The sequence below is a fragment of the Mycobacteriales bacterium genome, assembly GCA_035690485.1.
Classification (GTDB): Bacteria; Actinomycetota; Actinomycetes; order JAFAQI01; family DASSKL01; genus DASSKL01.
Genome location: DASSKL010000036.1, coordinates 1 through 20,276 on the forward strand (window position 1 = coordinate 1; position 20,276 = coordinate 20,276).

Genomic DNA, 20,276 nt, shown 5'->3' on the forward strand with positions numbered 1-20,276 from the left:
CCGAGCACCATCGGCATCGGCACCAGCAGGCACACCGCGACGTGCGCGATGAGTCCGGTGATGTGGAACAGCGGGGCGACCGCGAGCACGACGTCGTGCTCGTCGAGCTGCATCCAGTCGCGGTAGGCCTGCGCGTTGAACACCACGTTGCCGTGGGTGTTCATGGCGCCCTTCGGCGTACCGGTCGTGCCGGAGGTGTAGGTGAGGAACGCGACGTCGTCGGCGTGGAGGTCGACCTCCGCCGGCCGCTGCCCGTCGTAGCGCGCGAGCAGCTCGACGAAGTCGAGGGTGCCGGCCGGCCGGTGCCGTTGCACACCGGCGAGCACGGTCGGCCGCTCGTCGCCGAGCAGGTCGATCTCCGAGGTGGTGACCACGGTCCGCACGCCGGTGCCGGGCACCACCCCGGCGGCGACGTCGGTCCAGAGCGACTCCAGCGTGATGAGTCCCGTCGCGCCGGAGTCCTCGAGGACGTAGCCGAGCTCGCGCTCCTTGAGCATCGGGTTGACCGACACCATCACGGCGCCGGCCTTCCAGATGGCGAGCATCGCCAGCACGAACTGCGGCACGTTCTGGAGGTAGACGGCTACCCGGTCGCCGCGCGCCACTCCCGCATCGACGAGCCCGGCCGCGAGCGCGTCGGACATCCGGTCGGTCTCGTGCACGGACAGCGTGCGGCCGAAGTAGTGCAGCAGCGGCGTCTCCCCCGAGCGGTCGACGGCCCCGCGGAACATGTCGAGTGCGTTGTCGTACTCGACCTCGATGTCCGCCGGCAGACCGTCGCCGTAGCGGCCGAGCCACGGCCGCTGCTCGTAGGGACTCGCGCTCATCGCCGCTGCGACCTACCGGATCGCGATCGGGTTGACCGGCGCACCGGTGCCGTTGACGACCTTGAGGGGGGCCGCGGCGTAGAGGAAGTCGTAGCGACCGTCCTCGGCGCACGCAGCTGCCAGGTCGTCGAGCCAGGCGATCTCGGTGAACGTCACGCCGAGCCAGCTCATCAGCGCGACGTGCAGCGGCAGCGTCACGCCGGACTCGGGGTCGACGGTCACCTCGTTGGCGATCGTGTCGGTGACGAGATTGGGCACCTCCTGCTCCTGGAACCACTTCACGAGGTCGAGGCTGTAGGTCAGCCCGGGCTCGACGAAGTTGCCGTAGAACTCCTCCCGGCTGATCTTGTAGAAGCGGGCGATCCAGCCGGTGCGGATGACGAGCACGTCGCGCTTGCGCAGCTCGACGCCCTGGCGCTCGGCGCAGGCCAGCAGGTCTTTGTGGGTGAACGTCTCACCCGGGTCGAGGCACTCCTTGCCGCGGTGGCGGGCCATGTCGAGCAGCACGCCGCGGCCGACCACACCCCGTTCGGCGATCGGCAGCACGCCCGCCTTGCTCATGCCGTCGACGGTGAGCTTGGCGTCGTAGCCGTTCCAGATCTGCTCGCCGAACCACACGTGGCCGAGGGCGTCGTACTGCGTCGAGCCCTGCAGGAAGCAGACCATCATGTCGTCGGCGTACTCCAGGCCCCCCGGGAACTCCGGCCCCTTGCCGGCGAGCCACACGCCCTTGTCGATGACGTTGTAGCGCTGCGCGCCGCTGCGGCCCGGCCAGACCGGATCTCCCTCCGGGTTGGCCATCTTCACCTGCAAGGTGAAGACCTCGCCGGACTTGATGCACCCGGCTGCTTTGACCACCATTTCGGGGGTCAGGTAGTTCAGCGAGCCGACCTCGTCGTCGGGGCCCCACTTGCCCCAGTTCTTCGGCGCGCCCTTGAGCAGCACGTCGGCGGTCGGGACCTGCTTGGGAATCGCTTCCGTCATCGGCGTGCGCTCCTCCGGGCAATGGTGACGGGTGCCTGCAGACGTACACGTACAGCGTGGATCGGAGCGTTCACTGGGTTGACGTCGATGTCAAGGTCAGGCTTCACTTTCGTCGCTGAACCGTGATCCGCGGCGCGCCGGATGCGTCGGGAGTCGGTTTCCCGGTCGGTCCGCTATCGCATGTCAACCTGGTGTAAGACACACCGAGGGAGGCCCCGATGGGCAGCGCAGCGCAGCGAAACCGGACACCGCGGCGGCCGGAGCCCTGGCGATGACGGATTCGTCCGCATCGCCGGTCCGCAACCGCGGGGAGAAGACCCGGGCGAAGCTGCTGCGCGCGGCGCGCACGGTGTTCGAGCGCGACGGCTTCATCGAGGCGCGGATCAGTGACATCGCCAAGTCGGCCGGAGTGTCGCACGGGACCTTCTACACGTACTTCTCGTCGAAGGAGGAGATCTTCCGCGAGCTCGTGACCGAGCTGCAGTCCGAGCTGGCCCGACCGCACGAGCCTCCCGCCGAAAGCCGTCCGTCCGACCCGGTGAGCCGCATCGACGCCGGTAACCGGGCCTACCTGGAGGGCTACCGCCGCAACGCCAAGCTGATGGCCACGCTGGAGCAGGTGTCGACCTTCAACGACGAGATGCGTGAGCTGCGCAAGTCGACGCGCGGCCTGTTCGTCGAGCGCAGCGCGCGGTCGATCCGCCGGTGGCAGGAGCAGGGGGTGGCCGACCCGCAGCTCGACCCGCGAGTGGCGTCGAGCGCCTTGTGCAACATGGTCGACCGCTTCGCCTACGTGTGGCTGGTGCTGGGCGAGGAGTTCGACTTCGACGTGGCCGCGACGACGCTCACGAGACTGTGGTGCCAGGCCCTCGGCATGTCGGTGGGCGACGCCGAGGTGCGGCCGCTACCGAAGGGCAGGGCCCGGGTGGGCGGCCGCACACCGCGGACGCGGCGGGTCGGCGCCGAGAGCAGCGGCTGACCGCAGGGGGCTCAGCGGCGTAGCTGCTCGCCCCACTGCGTGCTCTCGCGCAGGGTGGGCTTAAGGATCTTCCCGCCGGGGTTGCGCGGCAGCGGGTCGGGGCGGATGACCACGTACTGCGGCACCTTGAAGTCGGCGAGCTTCTCGCGAGCGAAGGCGACCAGCTCTCCCGGGTCGACGGTCGCGCCCGGCTTCGGTACGACGACCGCGCCCACCTTCTCGCCCATCATCTGGTCGGGCACGCCGACGACCGCGACCTCGTAGACCGCGGGGTGCGTCGCCAGGGCGTTCTCGACCTCGACCGAGTAGACGTTCTCGCCGCCGCGGTTGATCATGTCCTTGATCCGGTCGACGATGTAGGTGAGACCCAGCTCGTCGACGCGGGCCAGGTCGCCCGTGTGCAGCCAGCCGTCGACGAACGTCGCGGCAGTCGCCTCCGGCTTGTTCCAGTAGCCCGCGACGATGTTCTGGCCGCGGATGAGCAGCTCGCCCACGCCGGTCTGCGGGTCGGGGTCAGCGACCTCGAGGTCGATCACGGGTGCCGCGAAGCCGACGCTGTCGGCGTGGTCGCGGGCGAACTCGTCGGGCAGGAACGTCGAGACCGACGACGTCTCGGTCAGTCCGAAACCGTTGCCCACGCGGGCGTTCGGGAACGACTGCTTGATCTTGCCGACCAGGTCGGGAGCGATCGGCGCCCCGCCGTAGGTGCAGAACTGCACGGCCGACACGTCGAACTCGCCGAAGTTGGGCTGGTTGATCGCCAGCCAGTAGATGGCCGGCACGGTGATGACGAGGTTGACCTTCTCGTCCTGCACCGCGCGCAGGAACTCCTGCACCTCGAACGCCGGCATGATGACGGTCGAGCCACCGATGGCCGCCATGACCAGCAGTTGGCTGTTGCAGCCGGTGACGTGGAACAGCGGCACCGAAACCAGGGTCTTCTGGTCCTCGCCCCGCCGCGGGATGCGCAGGCAGCGCAGGCAGGTCTCGACGTTTGCCAGGAAGTTCTCGTGGCTCGTCATCGCGCCCTTGGGGAAACCCGTCGTGCCGCTCGTGTAGAAGATCGCGGCCAGGTCACCCTGCTGCGCGCTGTCGTCGACGTACGGCGTGCCGCTCGGCATCGACTCGTCCTCGCGGAAGACGTACGACGCGCCGGAGTCCTCGAGCACGTAGTCGACCTCGGGATCGGTGAACCGCGTGTTCACCGGCACGACGACCGCGCCGCTCAGCACGGCGCCGTAGAAGGCCTCGACCCATCGGATGCCGTTGGGCAGCCGGATCGCCACCCGGTCGCCGCGGTTGATGCCCTTGTCGCGCAGCCCGCCGGCCACCGCGGCCGCGCGGTCCCAGATCTCCCGGTAGGTCACCCTCTCGCCGCCGAGCTCGTAGAGCGCCTCGTGGTCAGGCACCCGTTCGACGGTCGCCCGCAGCATCGCGACCAGCGACCGCGGTAGGTCGACGTAGCGCTGGATGCCCTGCGCGTCGCGCTCGACGCCGGAGTACTCGAACGGCCTGATTGGCTGGGCGGACATGCGAAGTCTCCCTTCGTGCCGCGGTGCGCAAAGCCTCGGCCTCGGTTGACGCCGATGTCAAGGTCACCGCCTCTTGACCTTGACATCGATGTCAATTCGGCTGAGGCTCAGGGGCATCCGCGGCCGGCACGGCGGACGTGCCGACCCCCGCCGTCGAAAGGCGCGAGAGGCATGACGAACGACGCCGAGCTGGCCGGTCTGCGCACTGCCCGTCGCATGTCGCACGGCGAGCAGCTGGCGCGCATGGCACGGCGGCGGCCGGACCACGTCGCCTTCCGGTTCGAAGGGATCGATCGCACCTTCGGCGAGCTCGACGAGCGGGTCACCAGACTGGCCAACGCACTCGCGGACCGCGGCGCGCAACCCGGCGACCGGGTCGCCGTGCTGATGACGAACCGCCTCGAGGTGGTCGAGTCGTATCTCGCCTGTGCGCGGCTGGGCGCCGTCTGCGTGCCGGTCAACTTCCGGCTGGTCGCCGACGAGGTCGCCTACATCCTCGAGGACAGCGGCTCGGTCGCGCTCATCGTCGACGCGGGCCTCGCCGAGCTGGCCGCGAAGGTACGGCCGCCGCTCAAAGCGCTGCGGGCGACCATCGTCACCGGCGGGGCCGCGGACGCCGCCGGGGCGGGCGCCGAGGACTACGAGACCGTGCTCGCCGCGGCCTCGGCCGAACCGCCGATGATCGACGTCGAGGAGCACGCGCCGGCGTTCATCATGTACACCTCGGGCACGACCGGACGTCCCAAGGGCGCCGTCCTGTCGCACTTCAACCTCTACATGAACACCTACAACCTCATGGTCACCGAAGGCATCTTCGGCGAGGACGAGGTGTGGTTGTCGGGCCTGCCGTTGTTCCACATCGGTGGCCTCAACGGCATCCTCCCCTACCTGCTGCTGGGCGGGACCTCGGTGATCTTGCCGTCCGGGCAGTTCGACGCGGCCGAGGTCGTCGACATCTTCGAGCGTGAGAAGATCACCGGCTGCTACTTCGTCCCGACCCAGTGGCAGCAGATCTGCGCGGTCCCCGGCATCGGCGACCGGCAGCTGCACCTGCGTCGCATCTCGTGGGGCGCCTCGGTCGCGCCCCCCTCGGTGCTGCAGGCGATGGCCGACACGTTCCCCGGCGTGCCCAACTACAACGCGTTCGGGCAGACCGAGATGAGCTCGGTCACCTGCGTGCTGCTGGGCGAGGACGCCGTCCGCAAGATGGGCTCCGTCGGCACGCCCGTGATGAACGTCGAGGTACGCATCGTCGACGACGAGATGAAGGACTGCGGGGTCGACGAGATCGGCGAGATCGTCTACCGCGGCCCCACCGTGATGCAGGGCTACTGGAACAAGCCGGAGGCGACCGAGGAGGCGTTCCGCGGCGGCTGGTTCCACTCCGGCGACCTGGTACGCCGCGACGCCGAGGGCTACATCTACGTCGTCGACCGCAAGAAGGACATGATCATCTCCGGTGGCGAGAACATCTACTCCGCCGAGGTCGAAGCGGCGATCGACGCCCACCCGGGCGTGCGGGAGGTGGCCGTCATCGGCATCGCGCACGAGCGCTGGGTGGAGACACCGTGCGCGATCATCGTGCCCGTCGACCCGGCCAACCCACCCTCGCAGCAGGACATCATCGACTGGTGCAAGGACCGGCTGGCGTCGTACAAGAAGCCGACCAAAGTGGTCGTCACCGAGGTGCTGCCGCGCAACGCCAGCGGCAAGGTGCTCAAGACGCGGCTGCGGGAGTCGTACGCCGCGTCCTGAAGCCCGCCGTCGGCGAGCCGGCCGGCCGCCGGCCTTGTTGAGGGTTCCGACCGAGGCCTACGACGGTGTTGGTGGCCGGCGTACCGTGCCCATGGATGTCCGCCTTTCAGCTACTTGAAGGCGAGCGGGTTGATCGGTGACCCGACCCCGTTGGTGAACTTCAACGGCGGCGCGCAGAAGAAGAACTCGTAGACGCCGTCCTGCGCGCAGTCGGCCGCCAGCTCCTCGAAGTCGAGGATCTCGCCGAGCGTCATGCCCATGTCGCGGATGAGGACCATGTGCACGTTGAGCACCTCGCCCTCGATCTCGCCGGGCAGCACCTCGATGGCCCAGTTGTCCGAGCAGACCGCGGCCACGCCGTGCGCGTGCAGCCACTCGACACACGCCATGCCGAGCCCGGGCTCGCCGGCCATGAACTCGACCGCGTTGGCGTCGGTGCGGAACTTCTTCCGCCAGCCGGTGCGGAACAGCAGGATGTCGCCTTCCCGGACCTCGACTCCGTGCTGCTGCGCCGCCCGGTCGAGGTCGTCGGGGGTGATGACGTGACCCGCCTCCAGCCAGTCGACGCCGGCGAGCCGGGCGATGTCGAGCAGCACGCCGCGCCCCGCGATTCCCTTCGCCTGCTTGTCGATGGAGCATCGCTTGGCGCCGTGCACGGACACGTTGTCGACGTCGTAGCCGTTGTAGAGCTTGCCGTCGTAGAAGACGTGCCCGAGCGCGTCCCACTGCGAGCCCGCCTGCAGGGGCATGAACACGTAGTCGTCGGCGTAGCGGAACGCGCCGGGGAACACCTGGTCGGCACCGGTCTCCGACATCAGCCGCACCGGGTTGATGCGCCCGCCGCCGGGCTGCGGGCCGGCCGCGTCGAGCGGGATGCCGAGGTCGAAGGTCACGCCGCGGCGCACCAGGCCGGCCGCGGTGACGAGCCGTTCGGGAGTGATGAGGTTGACGGTGCCTCGCTCGTCGTCGGCGCCCCAGCGGCCCCAGTTGCTGACGCGCTGCCCGATGGTCCGAAAGTCGTCCATGTGCTCCTGCTCCAGTCAGCGTGATGGTTGGTCGGCGAAACGCTCGCGCAGCTCGCGCTTGAGCACCTTGCCGGACGCATTGCGCGGCAGCTCGTCGACGAAGAAGACGCGACGCGGCTTCTTGTAGCCGGCGAGGTATTCCTTGCAGTGCGCGATGATGCCGTCCTCGCTCGCCTGCACGTCGACGCGCAGCTGCACGACGGCGACCACGTTCTCGCCCCACATGTCGTCGGGCAGCCCGATGACGGCGGCTTCCGCGACGGCCGGGTGCTGGTAGAGCACCTCCTCGACCTCGCGCGAGTAGACGTTCTCCCCGCCGGTCAGGATCATGTCCTTCTTGCGGTCGACGATGTAAAAGTTGCCTTCCTCGTCGATCTTGGCGAGGTCGCCGCTGTGGAACCAGCCGCCGGCAAACGCCTCCGCCGTCGCCCCGGGGTTGTTCCAGTAACCCTGGGTCACCTGCGGCCCGCGGATGACCAGCTCGCCGACCTCCCCGGTTCCGACGTCGTTCATCGCGTCGTCGACGACGCGCACCATGCCCAGCGGCATCGGCTTGCCAACCGACACGAGCAGGTCCGGCTTCTCCTCCAGCCCACGCAGGTGCTGGTCGTACGGGTGGTACAGCACGTTGCCCGCGAGCTCGGTCATGCCGAACCCGGTGGCGAACTGCGCGTTGGGGAAGCGCTTCATGCCCTGGCGCAGCACCTCCGCGGGCATTGCCGCGGCACCGTAGCCGATGCGCCGGATGGTGCTGACGTCGTGCTCGTCGAACGCCGGGTGGCGCAGCAGCATGCTGAACATCGTCGGCGCGACCGTGGTCTCCTCCACGGCGTACCTCTCGATGTGCTGCAGCAGTGCAAGCGGCTCGTAGGCCCGCATCAGCACGAGCGTGCGCGCGCGCAGGTGCAGCATGAGGATGCCGTAGCCGGCGACGTGGCACAGCGGCCACGGGAACAGCGACGGGCCGGTGATGTCCGACGGCCACTGGATCGCGGAGTTCGACACCGCCGCCACGAGGTTGGCGTGCGAGAGCATCGCGCCCTTCGGCAGCCCGGTCGTGCCGCTGGTGTAGATAAGCCAGGCCAGGTCGTCGGTGTCGACGTCGTCCGGCGGCTCCTCGGGTGACGCCTGCTGCACGAGCGGCTCGAGGGCGGTGGTGCCGTCGGGCGCGCCGGTCGGCTCGCAGCCGATGCACAGGACACGGCGTACGCCGGTCGCGCCGGCGACCTTCGTCGAGACCTCGGCGTACTTCGGCTCAGTGATCATCAAGGTCGAGCCGGAGTCGCGGACGATGTGCTCGATCTCCCGCGGCGCCAGCCGGTAGTTGACGAAGACCAGACACATGCCGGCGCGGGGGATCGCGTAGTAAGCCTCGACGTACTCCGGCAGGTTCTCGGCGAGGATCGCCACCCGCTCGCCCTTCGCGCCCAGCGTCAGCATCGCGTTGGCGGTGCGGTTGATGCGGTCGAGGAACTCGCGGTAGGTCCAGCGGTCGTCACCGAACATCATCGCGGTCGCGTCGGGTGCCCGGCGGGCCGAGAACGCGACGATGTCGCTCAGCAGCATGCGGTTGACGGTCATCGAAATCTCCCCTCAGCGTCCGACGTAGTGGGGCTCGCGCTTCTCGAGGAACGACCGCACACCCTCGCGGTGGTCCTCGGTCTGGAACAGCTCGCCGAGCGTCGCGCTGACCCATCGGCCCAGGTCGGTCCAGTCGGGGTCGAGCGCGGCGCGCAGCCCTCGCTTGATGGCGGCCGCGGCCAGCGGCGGGTTCGCAGCGATCGTGTCGGCCAGCACGAGTGCTTCGTCGAGCAGCAGGTGGTGCGCCGTGACCTGCTGTATCAGACCGATCTGCCGCGCCTCCTGCGCCTCGATCACCCGGCCGGTGAACAGCAGCTCGGCGGCACGGGCGCGGCCGACCGCCTGGGCCAGCAGCCCCAGACCGGGCACGTCGCAACACAGGCCGCGCTTGATGAACAGCTCGCCGAACTTCGCCCGCTCGGACGCAATGCGGATGTCGGCCATCAGCGCCAGCTCCATGCCCCAGCCGACGGCCGCCCCGTTGACCGCTGCCACGACCGGCACGTCAGTGTGCAGCAGGGCGTCGGCGGCGGGGGTGAGGCGTGGGGTGCGGACGAGGTCGGTCGGCGGTGCCTCACCACCGCCCATGATCTCCCGCACGTCGTCGCCGGAGCAGAACGCCGGGTCGGCACCGGTGATGACCAGGCAGCGCTCCTTCGTCTCCCGCACCGCCTGCTCGAGCTCGGCGTAAGTCTGCCGGCGCAGCGCGTTGCGCACGTCGGGCCGGCGGATCGTGAGGATGCCGACGTGGCCGCGCACCTCGTAGTCGATGTCGTCGTACACAGCTGCTCCTGGTCGGTTGCGGTCAGGCGGGGTGGTCGAGGTAGGCCGGGTTGCTGACCAGCAACCGAGCCCGTACGTCGTCGCGCAGCGCCTCGACGAGCTGCGGCAGCCGGTCGTCGCCGATCTCCCGGCTGCGCACGAGCCGGGCCAGCTCGGCGTCGTCGGCCACCCCGAGCTCGGCGAGGCGTCGCTCGTGTCGCGGCTGCTCCTCGGGCGACTGCTCGAGCTCGCGTTCGACGGTCTTCAGGACGTTGACGGCGACCCTGGCGTGGAACTGCACGTTGCCCTGGGTCGCGGCCATGACCTCGCCCTCGAGGAACTCGCGGACCGCCTCGACCAGCTCGGCCAGCGTCGGCCGCCCGTAGAGCGAGGCGTTCACAGCCGGTCTCCGATCAGCAGCAGGACGTCGTGCTCCTGCTCGGCGACCCGCCGGCCGATCGCGGCGAGCTCGACCGAGCGGACCGCGCCGGAGGTGTGCCGCTGCGCCTGGCGCATGCAGCCGATGCCCCAGCGCACCGTGCCGGCGACCTGCCACCAGAACACCGCGTCGGGGTCGACCGGGCGGCCACTCTCCGCTTCGTACGCCGCGAAGAGGTCCGCATAGTCACCGAAGCCGCCGACCGGCTTGCCGGCACCGAAACGCCAGGCCTTGACGCAGAGCCAGCCGAGGTCCTCGTAGGGGTCGCCGACGTGCACGATCTCCCAGTCGAGCACCGCCCGGATGCCGGTCTCGTCGACGATGAGGTTGCCGTGGCGGAAGTCCCCGTGGACGACGGCGCGACCGGAGGGCGCCGGGCGGTGGTCCGCGAGCCAGCGCAGGCCCAGCTCCAGCACCGGGCTCGCCCAGCCGGCGTCGTCGAGGGCGGCGACCGACGCCGCCACCGGGTCGCCGGGGTCGTCGAGCGAGGGCACGTCGGACAGCGGGATCCCGTGGATGCGCGCCAGGATCCGGCCGCACTCGGCGGCGAGCCGGGGCCGGACGGCGGCGAACCGCTCGTCGCGCAGGATGCGACGCGCGATGGTCTCGCCGTCGACGTGCTCCATGAGGATGAACGGCGCGCCCAGCGCGTCGCCGTCACCCGCGTGCGCGATCAGCCGCGGCTCGGGGACGCCCGCGGCCGCGGCAGCCGCGATCGCCTGCGCCTCGCGCACCATGCCGTCGGGCCGCGGCTGACCCGGGGTGTCGCGTCTCAGCACCAGCCGGCGACGGGTCCTGTCGTCCACGGCTTCGAACGACCAGGTCTCCCGGCTCGCCCCGCCGGAGAACCGGCGCAGGTCACGCACCTGCACACCGGCGCAGCCGAGCGCGTCGGGGAGGAATGCCTCGAGCTGCGCGAGCAGCGTGGCTGCTGCGTCTGCACCCGGCATGCGCCTTCCCGTCCAGCTGCTAGTTCGTGACGACGCCCTTGGGGGCTTCCTGCTTCATGAAGCCGAACATGTAGCCGGCGACGCGGCGCATCTGGATCTCCTCCGCACCCTCGGTGATGCGGTAACGGCGGTGGTGCCGGTAGATGTGCTCGAAGGGCTTGTGGCGCGAGTAGCCGAGTCCGCCGTGGACCTGCATCGCGCGGTCGGCGGCCTCGCAGCACAGCCGGTTGGCCCAGTAGTTGCACATCGAGACCTGCTTGCTGGCCGAGAACGGGCCGTAGCTGTCCATCTGCCAGGCGGTCTTGTGGATCAGCGCGCGCAGCATCTCGCACTGCGTCTGCAGCTCGACCAGGGGGAACTGGATCGCCTGGTTGGCGGCGAGCGGCTTGCCGAAAGGCTTGCGCTCCTGGGCGTAGGCCACCGACTCGTTGATGCAGTACTGCGCCGCCCCGAGGCTGGAGGCGGCCTGGCGGATGCGGTTCTCGTTGAAGAAGTGCTGCACCACCTGCAGGCCGCGCCCCTCGCCGCCGAAGATGGCGTCGTTGGGCACGCGGATGTCGGTGAACGACACGTGGGCATGGTCGGTCGGCATGTTGAAGGTCCAGAGGAACTCCTCGACCTTGAAACCCGGGCTGTTCGTCGGCGTGAGGAACGCCGTGATGCCCTGGGCGTCGCCCGGCTTGCCGCTGGTACGGGCGAAGATCAGGTCGTACTGCGCGGCGTGGATCCCGGTGTTCCAGGTCTTCTCGCCGTTGATGACCCACTCGTCGCCATCGCGCTCGGCGTGGGTCTCCATGAACGTCGCGTCCGAGCCGTGGTCGGGCTCGGTGATGCCGAAGGCAAACCCGCGCCGCCCCTCGGCCAGGTCGTCGATCCACTCCTTCTTCTGCGCCTCGGTGCCGTAGTTGACCATGAGCAGCAGGCCGACGTTGTTGCCGACGATGGCGTGCTCGTTCTGCAGGTCGCAGTGCAGGCCGAGGCCCTTGCTGGCGAGGTGCTCGCGGATCACCGCCATGCCGAGGTTGGTGCCGTCCTTGCCGCCGTACTCCTTCGGGAAGGGGTAGCGGTAGTGACCGGCGGCGTCCGCCCGCCGGCGCGCCTCGTGCAGCAACAGCTCCCACTCGCGGTTGGGCAGGCCTCCACGGTCCCAGTCGGTGCGGGCGTCCTCGCGCCGATGATCGAAGAAGCGGATGTTGTCGTCCTGCTGCTCCAGCGGCTTGATCTCGCGCTCGATGAAGTCATCGAGCTCCTGGAGGTAGGCGGCGAGGTCTGCCGGCAGCTCAAAGTCCATGGCGCGCGTTCTCCGCCCCGTGAGATGTAGACGTCCGGCCACTCAAGTTGATTCCGACGTCAATGTCAAGCGGGGGGTTCCGGCAACGCCGCCGGCGGGCCTACACGTCGCGGAGTGCGCGCCGCATGATCTTGCCGGTGGTCGTGCGCGGCAGGTCGTCGATGAACACGATCTCGCGAGGCATCTCGTGCGGCGCGAGCCGGCTGCGGACGTGCGCGCGCAACGTGTCGGCGAGGTCGTCGTTCGGCTCGAAGCCGGGACGGAGCACGACGAAGGCCTTGGGCACCTGGCCGCGTCGCTCGTCGGGGACGCCGATGACGGCGGACATCGCCACCGCCTCGTGGGCGCCCAGGCAGTTCTCGATCTCGCCGGGGCCGATCCGGTAGCCCGCGGAGTTGATGACGTCGTCCTTGCGCGACTCGAACCAGACGTAGCCGTCCTCGTCCATCACGCCGAGGTCGCCGCTGAGCAGCCAGTCGCCGAGGAACTTCTCCTCCGTCGCCTGCGGGTTGCGCCAGTACTCCAGCATCGTCAGCGGGTGGTGGCGGTCGACGGCGATCTCCCCGCTCTGCCCGATGACCGGCTTGCCCTCGTCGTCGAGGACGGCGACGATCGTGCCGGGCAGCCCGCGCCCGAGCGAGCCCGGCTTGACCGGGAAGACCTTCGCACTGTTGCCGCACATGCCGTTGAGCTCGGTCTGGCCGTAGGCCTCGTTGACGGCCGCGCCGAAGAACTCCTCGCTCCAGGCAAGCAGGTCGGCACCGAGCGCCTCACCCCCGGAACAGATCGACCGGAAGTAGAAGTCTCCGCCCGGCAGCCCGGCGGCACGGATCATCCGCAGCGCCGTGGCCGGCAGCAGGGTCAGCGTGATGCGGTGCTCCCGCATCAGCCACACGGCGCGCTCGGCGTTGAACGCCGGCTCGAGGTCGACGACCACCGGCAACCCGTAGAACCACGCGGGCACCAGGATGTCCATGATCCCGGCGATCCAGGCCCAGTCGGCCGGTGACCACAGCACGTCCTCGGGCTGCGGGTAGAAGTCGTAGACCGCCTCGAACGCCGGCACCTCGCCGAAGACGATGCGGTGCGCGTGCAGGGCGCCCTTCGGATCACCGGTGGTGCCGGAGGTGTAGATCAGGAAGGCGGGGTCCTCAGCCGCCGTGTCGACCGGCGTGAAGTCGGCGGATGCCCCGTCGAGCAACTGCTGCAGCCCGTACTCGCCCTCCTGCGACTCACCGATGACGATGATCGTGACCCCGGTGCCGGCCACCGCCTCACGCACCTTGTCGGCATTCGCCTGCGAGGTGATGACGGCCTTGGCCTCCCCGTTGCGCAGCCGGTAGGACAGCGCGTCGGGCCCGAACAGCGACGACAGCGGCAGCGCGATGGCGCCCATCCGCCACAGCCCGACGTAGCAGAACCCGGTCTCGAACGACGCCGGGTTGACGACCGCGACGACGTCGCCGCGCCCGATACCGAGCCCCAGCAACGCGTTGGCGAGCCGGTTGGCCCTGTCGCGGACGTCGCCGAAGGTGTAGTCCTTCGAGCTCCGGTCACGGGCGATGATCGTCAAGGCCCGAGCGTCCATGTCGTGGTCGTCGAGGCAGGCGACGCCCAGATTGAAACGCTGCGGAATGTCCAGAGTGCGGTAGTCGATCTGTGACCACAGCTCGTCGTAACCGGTGACCCGCTTCAACATGGGCTGACGCATAGGGGCTCCCTCCCGGACGCGCGGCGGACGATGCAGCCCGCAGGCTCGCCAGCGAAGCCGCGTTGCGAGGTGATGTCAACCTCTGCGTTTCGCACGTACGATGACCGCATGCTGCTCGCCGTGATCGCGCTGCTGCTCGTGGTCTTCGTCGTCCTGCCGCTCGTCGGCATGGCCCTGTGGTTCGTCATCAGCACTGCCGTGGTGGGCCTCGTGATCGGCGCGCTCGGACGCCTCATCGTCCCGGGCAAGCAGTCGATCAGCATCCTCGCGACGATCGCGATCGGCATCGCCGGCTCGCTGATCGGTAGCGCGATCGGCCACATCGTCGGGGTCGGCGGGTTCGGCACCGTGCTCCTCGAGCTCGGCGTGGCGGCAGCCGGCGTGGTGGTCGTGAGCAAGCGCAACCCGGCCCTCGGTACCGGCGGGCGCACGCCGCTGTCGCGCTGACGGCGCGCGCATGGCCGTAGAGACCCCGGATCAGCTGCTCGACCTGATGCCGTTCGCCCGCACCGTGGGCATCGACCTCGTCGAGGTCGGCGCCGACCGGGTCGTCGGCCGCCTCGAGTGGGCGCCCGAACGCTGCACCAGCGCGGAGGTGATGCACGGCGGCGCGCTGATGGTGCTGGCCGACACCTGCGGGGCCGTGTGCGCCGTACAGCACCTGCCCGAAGGCGCGGGCACGTCGACGATCGAGTCGAAGACCAACTTCTTCCGCGGTCTGCACGGCGGCAGCGTGACCGCGACCAGCGTCCCGCTGCACGCGGGGCGCAGCACGATCGTCGTCCAGACCGAGATGCGCGACGGCGACGGCAAGCTGATCGCGATGACCACGCAGACGCAGGCGGTGCTTCAGCGCTAGGGCCGCAGCGGCCGCGGTGTTGGTCAGGCCGGCAGGTCGACGAGCTGCCCCAGGGTCGCCCGGTGCGCGTCGGCGGTGCCGAGGGCGATCGAGGTGCTCTTGGCCCGCTTGAGGTACAGGTGCGCCGGGTGCTCCCAGGTGAACCCGATGCCGCCGTGCATCTGCACGCACTCCTCGGCCGCGCGCACGGCGAGCGGCGAGACGAACGCCCCCGCGACGGCCACGGCCACCGGGATGTCGTCGTCGGCACGGGCGCAGCAGTCGGCGGCGTAGCGGGCGACCGCGCGAGCCTGGACCAGGCCGGCCCAGAGGTCGGCCATCCGGTGCTTGAGCGCCTGGTAGGAGCCGATCGGGCGGGCGAACTGGTAGCGGCTCTTGGTGTAGTCCAGCGACATCTCGAGGCAACGCTCAGCCAGGCCGAGCTGCTCTGAGGCGAGCATCGCGGCACCGGCGTACAGCGCCGCGTGGAATGCGCGTTCGGCCTGCTCGCCGGTGGCGATCTCCCGGCCGGCAACGCCGTCGAAGCGCAGGTCGCAGAGCGGCCGGGTCAGGTCCAGCGAGACGACCGGGGTGCGCTGCAGGTCGGCAGCATCCACGACGTAGAGCGAAGGCTTCCCGGCGGCGAGGGCCGGCACGACGACCAGGTCGGCCGGCAGCGCGTCGACGACGCTCGTGACCGATCCGGTCAGGCGACCGCCGTCGGCGCTGACGACAGCCGGGAAGGCCGCTCCTGGCGCCGTCGCGAAGCTCACCCCAAGGGTGCCGGTGCGCGCGCCGGAAGCCAGCGCGGTGAGCTCGTCGTGCGCGCCTGCGACGGAGAGCGCGACGGTGGCGAGCACGGCGCTGCCGAGGAAGGGCACCGGAGCGACGGCGCGACCCAGCTCCTCCATGACGACGGCGGTCTCCCGCAGCGAGGCTCCCGCGCCCCCGTCGTCCTCCGTCACCGGCAGGCCGGCCAGCCCCATCTCGTCGGACAGCGTCCGCCACAGCGCGAGGTCGTAGCGCTCGTCGGTCTCGACCCGGGCGAGCACCTTGGTCCAGTCGGCGCGGTCGGCCAGCACGCCGCGCACGCTGCGCCGCAGCTCCTCCTCGACGTCGCTGTAGAGAAGGTCGGCGGGGGCGCTCATCGGGGCAGGTCCTTCCAGGCGACGTCCTTGTCGATGCGGATCTCACCGGGCAGCCCGAGCACGCGCTCGGAGATGATGTTGCGCAGGATCTCCGACGTACCGCCCTCGATGGAGTTGCCCTTCGACCGCAGGTAGGCGAACCCGGGCGACCGGCCGTAGAAGTCCACCTTCGTCGGGCGGCGCATGGTCCAGTCGTCGTAGCGCAGGCCCTCCTCGCCGAGCAGCTCCAGCAGCAGCCCGGACATCTGCTGGTTGAGCGTCGCGAAGACGAGCTTGTTGGCCGAACCCTCCGGCCCGGGTTCGCCCGCGCGCAGTTGCTGACGCAACCGCTCCCCGGCGAGCCGCGCGACCTCTGCGTCGACCCACAACCGCAGCAGCGCGTCGTGCATGCCCGGCGTGCGCAGCTCCGGACGGTCCCGCCAGGCCTGTGTGAGCAGCGAGATCATGCCGCCCTCGCGCGGAGCGGACCCGCCGCCGATCGCGACCCGCTCGTTCATGAGGGTCGTCTGCGCCACCCGCCAGCCGTCGTTGACCTCGCCGAGCCGCTGGGCGTCGGGGATGCGTACGTCGGTGAGAAACACCTCGTTGAACTCCGCCTCCCCGGTGATCTGCCGCAGCGGGCGGACCTCGACGCCGGGGTCGGTCATGTCGCAGACGAAGTAGGTCAGGCCGCGGTGCTTGGGTACGTCGGGGTCGGTGCGGGTGACGAGGATCGCCCACCGCGCCTCGTGCGCCATCGACGTCCACACCTTCTGGCCGTTGACGATCCAGTCGTCGCCGTCACGCACCGCACGCGTGGCGAGCGCCGCCAGGTCGGAGCCGGCGCCGGGCTCGCTGAACAGCTGGCACCACACCTCCTCGCCGGTCCAGAGCGGGCGCAGGTAGCGCGACTTCTGCTCGTCGGTGCCGAACGCGAGGATCGTCGGGGCGGCCATGCCGAGCCCGATACCGATGCGCCGGGGGTCGTTGTCGGGCGCGTGTACGGCGGCGAGCTCGGCGTCGACGACGCCCTGCCAGGCGCGCGGCAGTCCGAGGCCGCCGAGGCCGACCGGGAACTGCACCCAGGCCAGACCGGCGTCGAACCGGGCGCGCAGGAACTCCAGCCGGTCGGTGGCGGCCGGGTCGTGCTCGGCCAGGAAGCCGCGCACGCGGTCGCGCAGCTCGTCGGTGTTCGCGGGGGTCATGGGGCCAGCGTAGGGCGGCCCGCGGCGGTCACCCGGTGACACCTGCCAGCGCGAAGAACTCGGCCCGGGTCCGGGCGTCGTCGCGCAGCCGGCCGCGCAGCGCGGAGGTCACGGTCGTGGCGCCGACGGCCCGCACGCCGCGGATCGACATGCACAGGTGCTCGGCCTCGATGACGACGCCGACGCCGCGGGGGTGCAGCTGGTCGTCGAGCCAGCCGGCGACCTGCTGGGTGACGCGCTCCTGCACCTGCGGGGCGCGGGAGAACAGCTCGACGACGCGGGCCAGCTTGGACAGACCGAGGATGCGGTCGCCCGGCAGGTAGCCGACGTGCGCGACGCCGACGAACGGCAGCAGGTGGTGCTCGCAGACGCTGCGGAACGGGATGCTGCGGGCGAGGACGAGCTCGTCGTAGCCCTCGTCGTTGGGAAACGTCGTCGGCGCGAAGTCCGGCGGGTCGAACAGCTCGGCGTACATCCGCGCGACCCGGGCCGGGGTGTCCGCGAGGCTCTCGTCGGTGCGGTCGAGCCCGAGGGCGTCGAGCAGGTCGGCGACTGCACGCTCTGCGGCCACCTGATCGACCGGGCCGCGGCCGCGGACGGCGCGCAGCGGCGGGCGGCCTGCGGGGTCGACCAGTCGGGCTTGCTCGAGGACCGTCACCGCTTCGTGCAGCTCGCTCATGCCGTTCCCTCTCGCCGCGTCTACATCTAAAGTTAGCGCAGGCTATCTTTAGGAGCCAGCGGCGTCCACCCCGGTATGTCGAAGCCTCAGCCCCGGCTGACCGGCGCGTCGAACGGCGCCACCGTCGGCATCGGCCCCGAGGGCGCCTGCTGCGCGGGGCAGCCGGTCAGGATCCGGGCCATGGCGTCACGCTCGGGCGGCGTGACCCAGAGACCGTACTTCGCCTTGACGGCGACCTGACGGGCCACGTAGGCGCATCGGTAGGCCTTGTTCGGCGGCAACCAGCTCGCCGCGTCGGCGTCGCTCTTCTGCTCGTTCAGCACGCCGTCGACCGCGAGCAGCTCGAGCGGGTCGTTGGCGAAGGCGAGCAGCTTGCGGGAGATCCAGGCGAAGGCGCCGGTCTGCCACGCGTCGGACAGCGCGACCACGTGGTCGATCTGCACCTCGATCGACGTGCTCGGCCCGCGCCGGAAAGACATCGTCGTGCCGCTGTAAGGATCGGCGAGGATGCCGGAGAGTACGACGCAGCCGTGGGTGCCGGGCCTGACGGTCACGTCCCTCAGGTCCCTGCGCAGGATGTCGTTGCGGGTGTCGCAGCCGTTGCGGTCGGTGTCGGCCCACGCCTGCCCGAACCTGTCACGGCTGTAGCCGGTCTTCGGTGCGCGGCCCTTCACCGGCAGGCGCGACAGCAGCGCGGCGGCACTGCCCGCCGAGGTTCCGTTCGGGGCAGGCGTGGCGGGGGGAGCGATGACGGAAGCGCTCGCCGGCGCGGGTGCGACTCCGTCCCCGGACTCGGACATCGATCCGGCGCAGCCGGCGAGGACGGCGGCGGCGACCAGCGCTGCCGGCAGGCCGAGGAACCTCAACGGCGACGGCCCCTCAGCACGCCCTCGGCGCGCAGCCGCTCGATGTCCTCCCGCGCCATGCCCAGCTCCTGCAGCACCTCGTCGTTGTGCTCTCCCGGCAGCGGCGCGGGCCGGCGCACGGTGGGAGCGGTGCGCGACATGCGCACCGGCGACGGGATGACCTTGTAGTCACCCGCGACCGGGTGCACGCCGTCGGGCAACGCATCGACGATGTCGTCGAGGCTCGTCACAGCCGTGGCGGGGATGCCTAGCTCGCGGCACAGGGTCAGCCACTCCTGCGTGGTGCGGGTGGCGAGAATTCCTCGCACCTCGCGGTAGAGGAAATCGGAGTTGAGGATGCGTGCGCGGCCGTCTGCATATCTCGGATCGTCGATGAGGTCGTCCCGACCACCGATGCGGAACAACGTCTCGTAGTGCTCCTTGGAGTAGGGCAGCACGTTTATCCAGCCGTCGGCCGTCTGCTGCGGCCGACGCTCCGGCGTGAGGATGCGCGGGTAGCCCGCCTCGCGCAGCCGCGGCCGCGGGATCGCGCCGCTACCGTGCTCGACCAGCATGAACGCCGAGACGGCATCGACCATCGGGATCTCGATCCGCTGCCCCTCGCCGGTGCGTTGCCGGTGGAAGAGCGCCGCGAGAATGGCGTAGACGATCGTGAGGCCGGCGACCTTGTCGGCGAAGATGGTCGGGAGCAGGGCAGGCACACCCGTCACTCGTCGAGCGGTGTCGGCGACCCCGCTGGCCGACTGCACGATGTCGTCGTACGCCGGCTCCTCCGCCCGCGCGCTGTCGGAGGGAAATCCGTGCGCCTGGCAGTAGACGACGTCGGGTCGCACCGCGGAAATCGCGTCGTAGTCAGCGCCGAGCCGGCGCAGCGGCCCCGGCCGAAGGTTCGTGACGAAAACGTCACACCTGGCCGCCAACCGCAGAAGAATGTCGCGACCCGACTCGCTTTTGAGGTCGAGCGCGATATTGCGCTTGTTGCGCAAGAGGTTCAGCGAGATGCCGGACAATTGCGGGTGCGGGCCGGGGCCCATCACGCGGTTGGTGTCGCCGTTGGCACTCTCGACGGTGACCACGTCGGCACCCAGATCGCCCAGAATCTGCGTGGCCATCGGTCCCATGACCACCGACGTGAGATCGAGGACGCGGATGCCGGAAAGTGCGCCGGGCAGGGAGTCGGCAGTGCCGGAGCCAGAGGTCATCCGCGCAGTCTCTCAGGGAAAAAGTATCCGACCCGACGTTCTCATTCCCCGCGGGAGTGTCTAGGCTTGTCGATCACACACTTCCCCGCTGCGAAAAAGGCCCCCATGAAAATCAGCATCGATTCCTCTGACTCTCTCGACGACGCGCTGCGACTTGTCGGAGCTCTCTACGGCGTGACCCTGCAGGTCGGCGGCGCGGCTGAGAGCGCCAACGGTTCCGCCGACGGAGCCGCTCGCAGCAGGAGCAGCCGAAGCCAGAACGGCCGAGCAACCTCACGGGCCGGTCGCGCCCGCCGGAGCACCGGTGGTCGCCGTACCAGCCGGCGCCGCACCCCCACCGCGACCGACGTGCGCCAGTGGGCCCGTGACAACGGAATGGCCGTCAACGACCGCGGCCGCATTCCCACCGCCGTGCAGGCAGCCTTCCGCGAGGCCAACAGCCGCTGACGTCAGGCGTGCGAGCAGGGTGCCGGGGGACGCGCCGGTAAGAGGTCGGCCGGACGTGTGCTCACTTGGAAGTGCA

Annotated in this window: 20 protein-coding genes; 5 read left to right on the top strand and 15 right to left on the bottom strand. The window is 70.1% G+C overall.

From position 1 onward, the window contains the following. Both VFJ21_04675 and VFJ21_04680 read right to left on the bottom strand, forming a co-directional pair. A partial coding sequence (locus tag VFJ21_04675; GenBank protein ID HET7406417.1) for an AMP-binding protein occupies positions 1-827 on the bottom strand: 827 nt, incomplete at its 3' end. 12 nt (positions 828-839) lie between these two features. Beyond that, positions 840-1,811: a cyclase family protein gene (locus tag VFJ21_04680; GenBank protein HET7406418.1), complete on the bottom strand. Its 972-nt coding sequence runs from the start codon at positions 1,809-1,811 to the stop codon at positions 840-842. 271 nt (positions 1,812-2,082) lie between these two features. Between VFJ21_04680 and VFJ21_04685 the strand changes: the two genes are divergently transcribed. Further along, entirely contained in the window at positions 2,083-2,790 is a 708-nt protein-coding gene (locus tag VFJ21_04685) for a TetR/AcrR family transcriptional regulator (GenBank protein HET7406419.1), read from the top strand. Positions 2,791-2,801: 11 nt separating this feature from the next. Here VFJ21_04685 and VFJ21_04690 read toward each other — a convergent pair whose 3' ends face one another. After that, on the bottom strand, positions 2,802-4,322 hold the full coding sequence (locus tag VFJ21_04690; protein ID HET7406420.1) for an AMP-binding protein: 1,521 nt from the start codon (positions 4,320-4,322) through the stop codon (positions 2,802-2,804). Between the two features lie 171 nt (positions 4,323-4,493). Here VFJ21_04690 and VFJ21_04695 point away from each other — a divergent pair, with 171 nt between their 5' ends. Beyond that, positions 4,494-6,077: a long-chain-fatty-acid--CoA ligase gene (locus VFJ21_04695; GenBank protein ID HET7406421.1), complete on the top strand. Its 1,584-nt coding sequence runs from the start codon at positions 4,494-4,496 to the stop codon at positions 6,075-6,077. A 110-nt stretch (positions 6,078-6,187) separates the two neighbouring features. Here the strand turns inward: VFJ21_04695 and VFJ21_04700 are convergent, their stop codons facing one another. The 7 genes from VFJ21_04700 to VFJ21_04730 form a co-directional block, all read right to left on the bottom strand. After that, positions 6,188-7,102 (bottom strand): cyclase family protein, encoded by a 915-nt coding sequence (locus VFJ21_04700; protein ID HET7406422.1) that lies wholly within the window; start codon positions 7,100-7,102, stop codon positions 6,188-6,190. Positions 7,103-7,117: 15 nt separating this feature from the next. Continuing rightward, entirely contained in the window at positions 7,118-8,683 is a 1,566-nt protein-coding gene (locus VFJ21_04705) for a long-chain-fatty-acid--CoA ligase (protein ID HET7406423.1), read from the bottom strand. A 12-nt stretch (positions 8,684-8,695) separates the two neighbouring features. Beyond that, positions 8,696-9,466, bottom strand: coding sequence for an enoyl-CoA hydratase-related protein (locus tag VFJ21_04710; protein ID HET7406424.1), 771 nt, complete (start codon positions 9,464-9,466; stop codon positions 8,696-8,698). Positions 9,467-9,488: 22 nt separating this feature from the next. Further along, the gene (locus VFJ21_04715; protein HET7406425.1) at positions 9,489-9,845 is read right to left on the bottom strand and encodes a DUF6285 domain-containing protein; all 357 of its coding nucleotides are present in this window, start codon (positions 9,843-9,845) and stop codon (positions 9,489-9,491) included. Next, on the bottom strand, positions 9,842-10,834 hold the full coding sequence (locus VFJ21_04720) for a phosphotransferase family protein (GenBank protein HET7406426.1): 993 nt from the start codon (positions 10,832-10,834) through the stop codon (positions 9,842-9,844). Before VFJ21_04720 ends, VFJ21_04715 begins: the two co-directional genes overlap by 4 nt. Before the next feature lie 19 nt (positions 10,835-10,853). Next, positions 10,854-12,125 carry an acyl-CoA dehydrogenase family protein gene (locus VFJ21_04725; GenBank protein HET7406427.1) on the bottom strand — a complete coding sequence of 424 codons (1,272 nt, stop codon included), beginning with the start codon at positions 12,123-12,125 and terminating at the stop codon, positions 10,854-10,856. A gap of 100 nt (positions 12,126-12,225) precedes the next feature. After that, the gene (locus tag VFJ21_04730; GenBank protein ID HET7406428.1) at positions 12,226-13,836 is read right to left on the bottom strand and encodes an AMP-binding protein; all 1,611 of its coding nucleotides are present in this window, start codon (positions 13,834-13,836) and stop codon (positions 12,226-12,228) included. A gap of 108 nt (positions 13,837-13,944) precedes the next feature. Between VFJ21_04730 and VFJ21_04735 the strand changes: the two genes are divergently transcribed. Both VFJ21_04735 and VFJ21_04740 read left to right on the top strand, forming a co-directional pair. Then, positions 13,945-14,283, top strand: a complete 339-nt coding sequence (locus tag VFJ21_04735; GenBank protein ID HET7406429.1) for a GlsB/YeaQ/YmgE family stress response membrane protein — start codon at positions 13,945-13,947, stop codon at positions 14,281-14,283. 10 nt (positions 14,284-14,293) lie between these two features. Continuing rightward, entirely contained in the window at positions 14,294-14,695 is a 402-nt protein-coding gene (locus tag VFJ21_04740) for a PaaI family thioesterase (protein ID HET7406430.1), read from the top strand. Between the two features lie 23 nt (positions 14,696-14,718). Here VFJ21_04740 and VFJ21_04745 read toward each other — a convergent pair whose 3' ends face one another. The 5 genes from VFJ21_04745 to VFJ21_04765 all read right to left on the bottom strand — a co-directional run bounded on the left by VFJ21_04745 (position 14,719) and on the right by VFJ21_04765 (position 19,753). After that, entirely contained in the window at positions 14,719-15,822 is a 1,104-nt protein-coding gene (locus tag VFJ21_04745) for an acyl-CoA dehydrogenase family protein (protein HET7406431.1), read from the bottom strand. Further along, positions 15,819-17,006: an acyl-CoA dehydrogenase family protein gene (locus tag VFJ21_04750; protein ID HET7406432.1), complete on the bottom strand. Its 1,188-nt coding sequence runs from the start codon at positions 17,004-17,006 to the stop codon at positions 15,819-15,821. The genes VFJ21_04745 and VFJ21_04750 overlap by 4 nt, the downstream gene beginning before the upstream one ends. Before the next feature lie 28 nt (positions 17,007-17,034). Then, the gene (gene folE / locus VFJ21_04755) at positions 17,035-17,685 is read right to left on the bottom strand and encodes a GTP cyclohydrolase I FolE (GenBank protein ID HET7406433.1); all 651 of its coding nucleotides are present in this window, start codon (positions 17,683-17,685) and stop codon (positions 17,035-17,037) included. Positions 17,686-17,771: 86 nt separating this feature from the next. Beyond that, the gene (locus tag VFJ21_04760) at positions 17,772-18,551 is read right to left on the bottom strand and encodes an HNH endonuclease family protein (protein HET7406434.1); all 780 of its coding nucleotides are present in this window, start codon (positions 18,549-18,551) and stop codon (positions 17,772-17,774) included. After that, positions 18,548-19,753, bottom strand: a complete 1,206-nt coding sequence (locus VFJ21_04765) for a CoA transferase (GenBank protein HET7406435.1) — start codon at positions 19,751-19,753, stop codon at positions 18,548-18,550. Before VFJ21_04765 ends, VFJ21_04760 begins: the two co-directional genes overlap by 4 nt. Positions 19,754-19,819: 66 nt before the next feature. Here VFJ21_04765 and VFJ21_04770 point away from each other — a divergent pair, with 66 nt between their 5' ends. Beyond that, positions 19,820-20,200: a histone-like nucleoid-structuring protein Lsr2 gene (locus tag VFJ21_04770; GenBank protein ID HET7406436.1), complete on the top strand. Its 381-nt coding sequence runs from the start codon at positions 19,820-19,822 to the stop codon at positions 20,198-20,200. Positions 20,201-20,276: the final 76 nt, after the last annotated feature.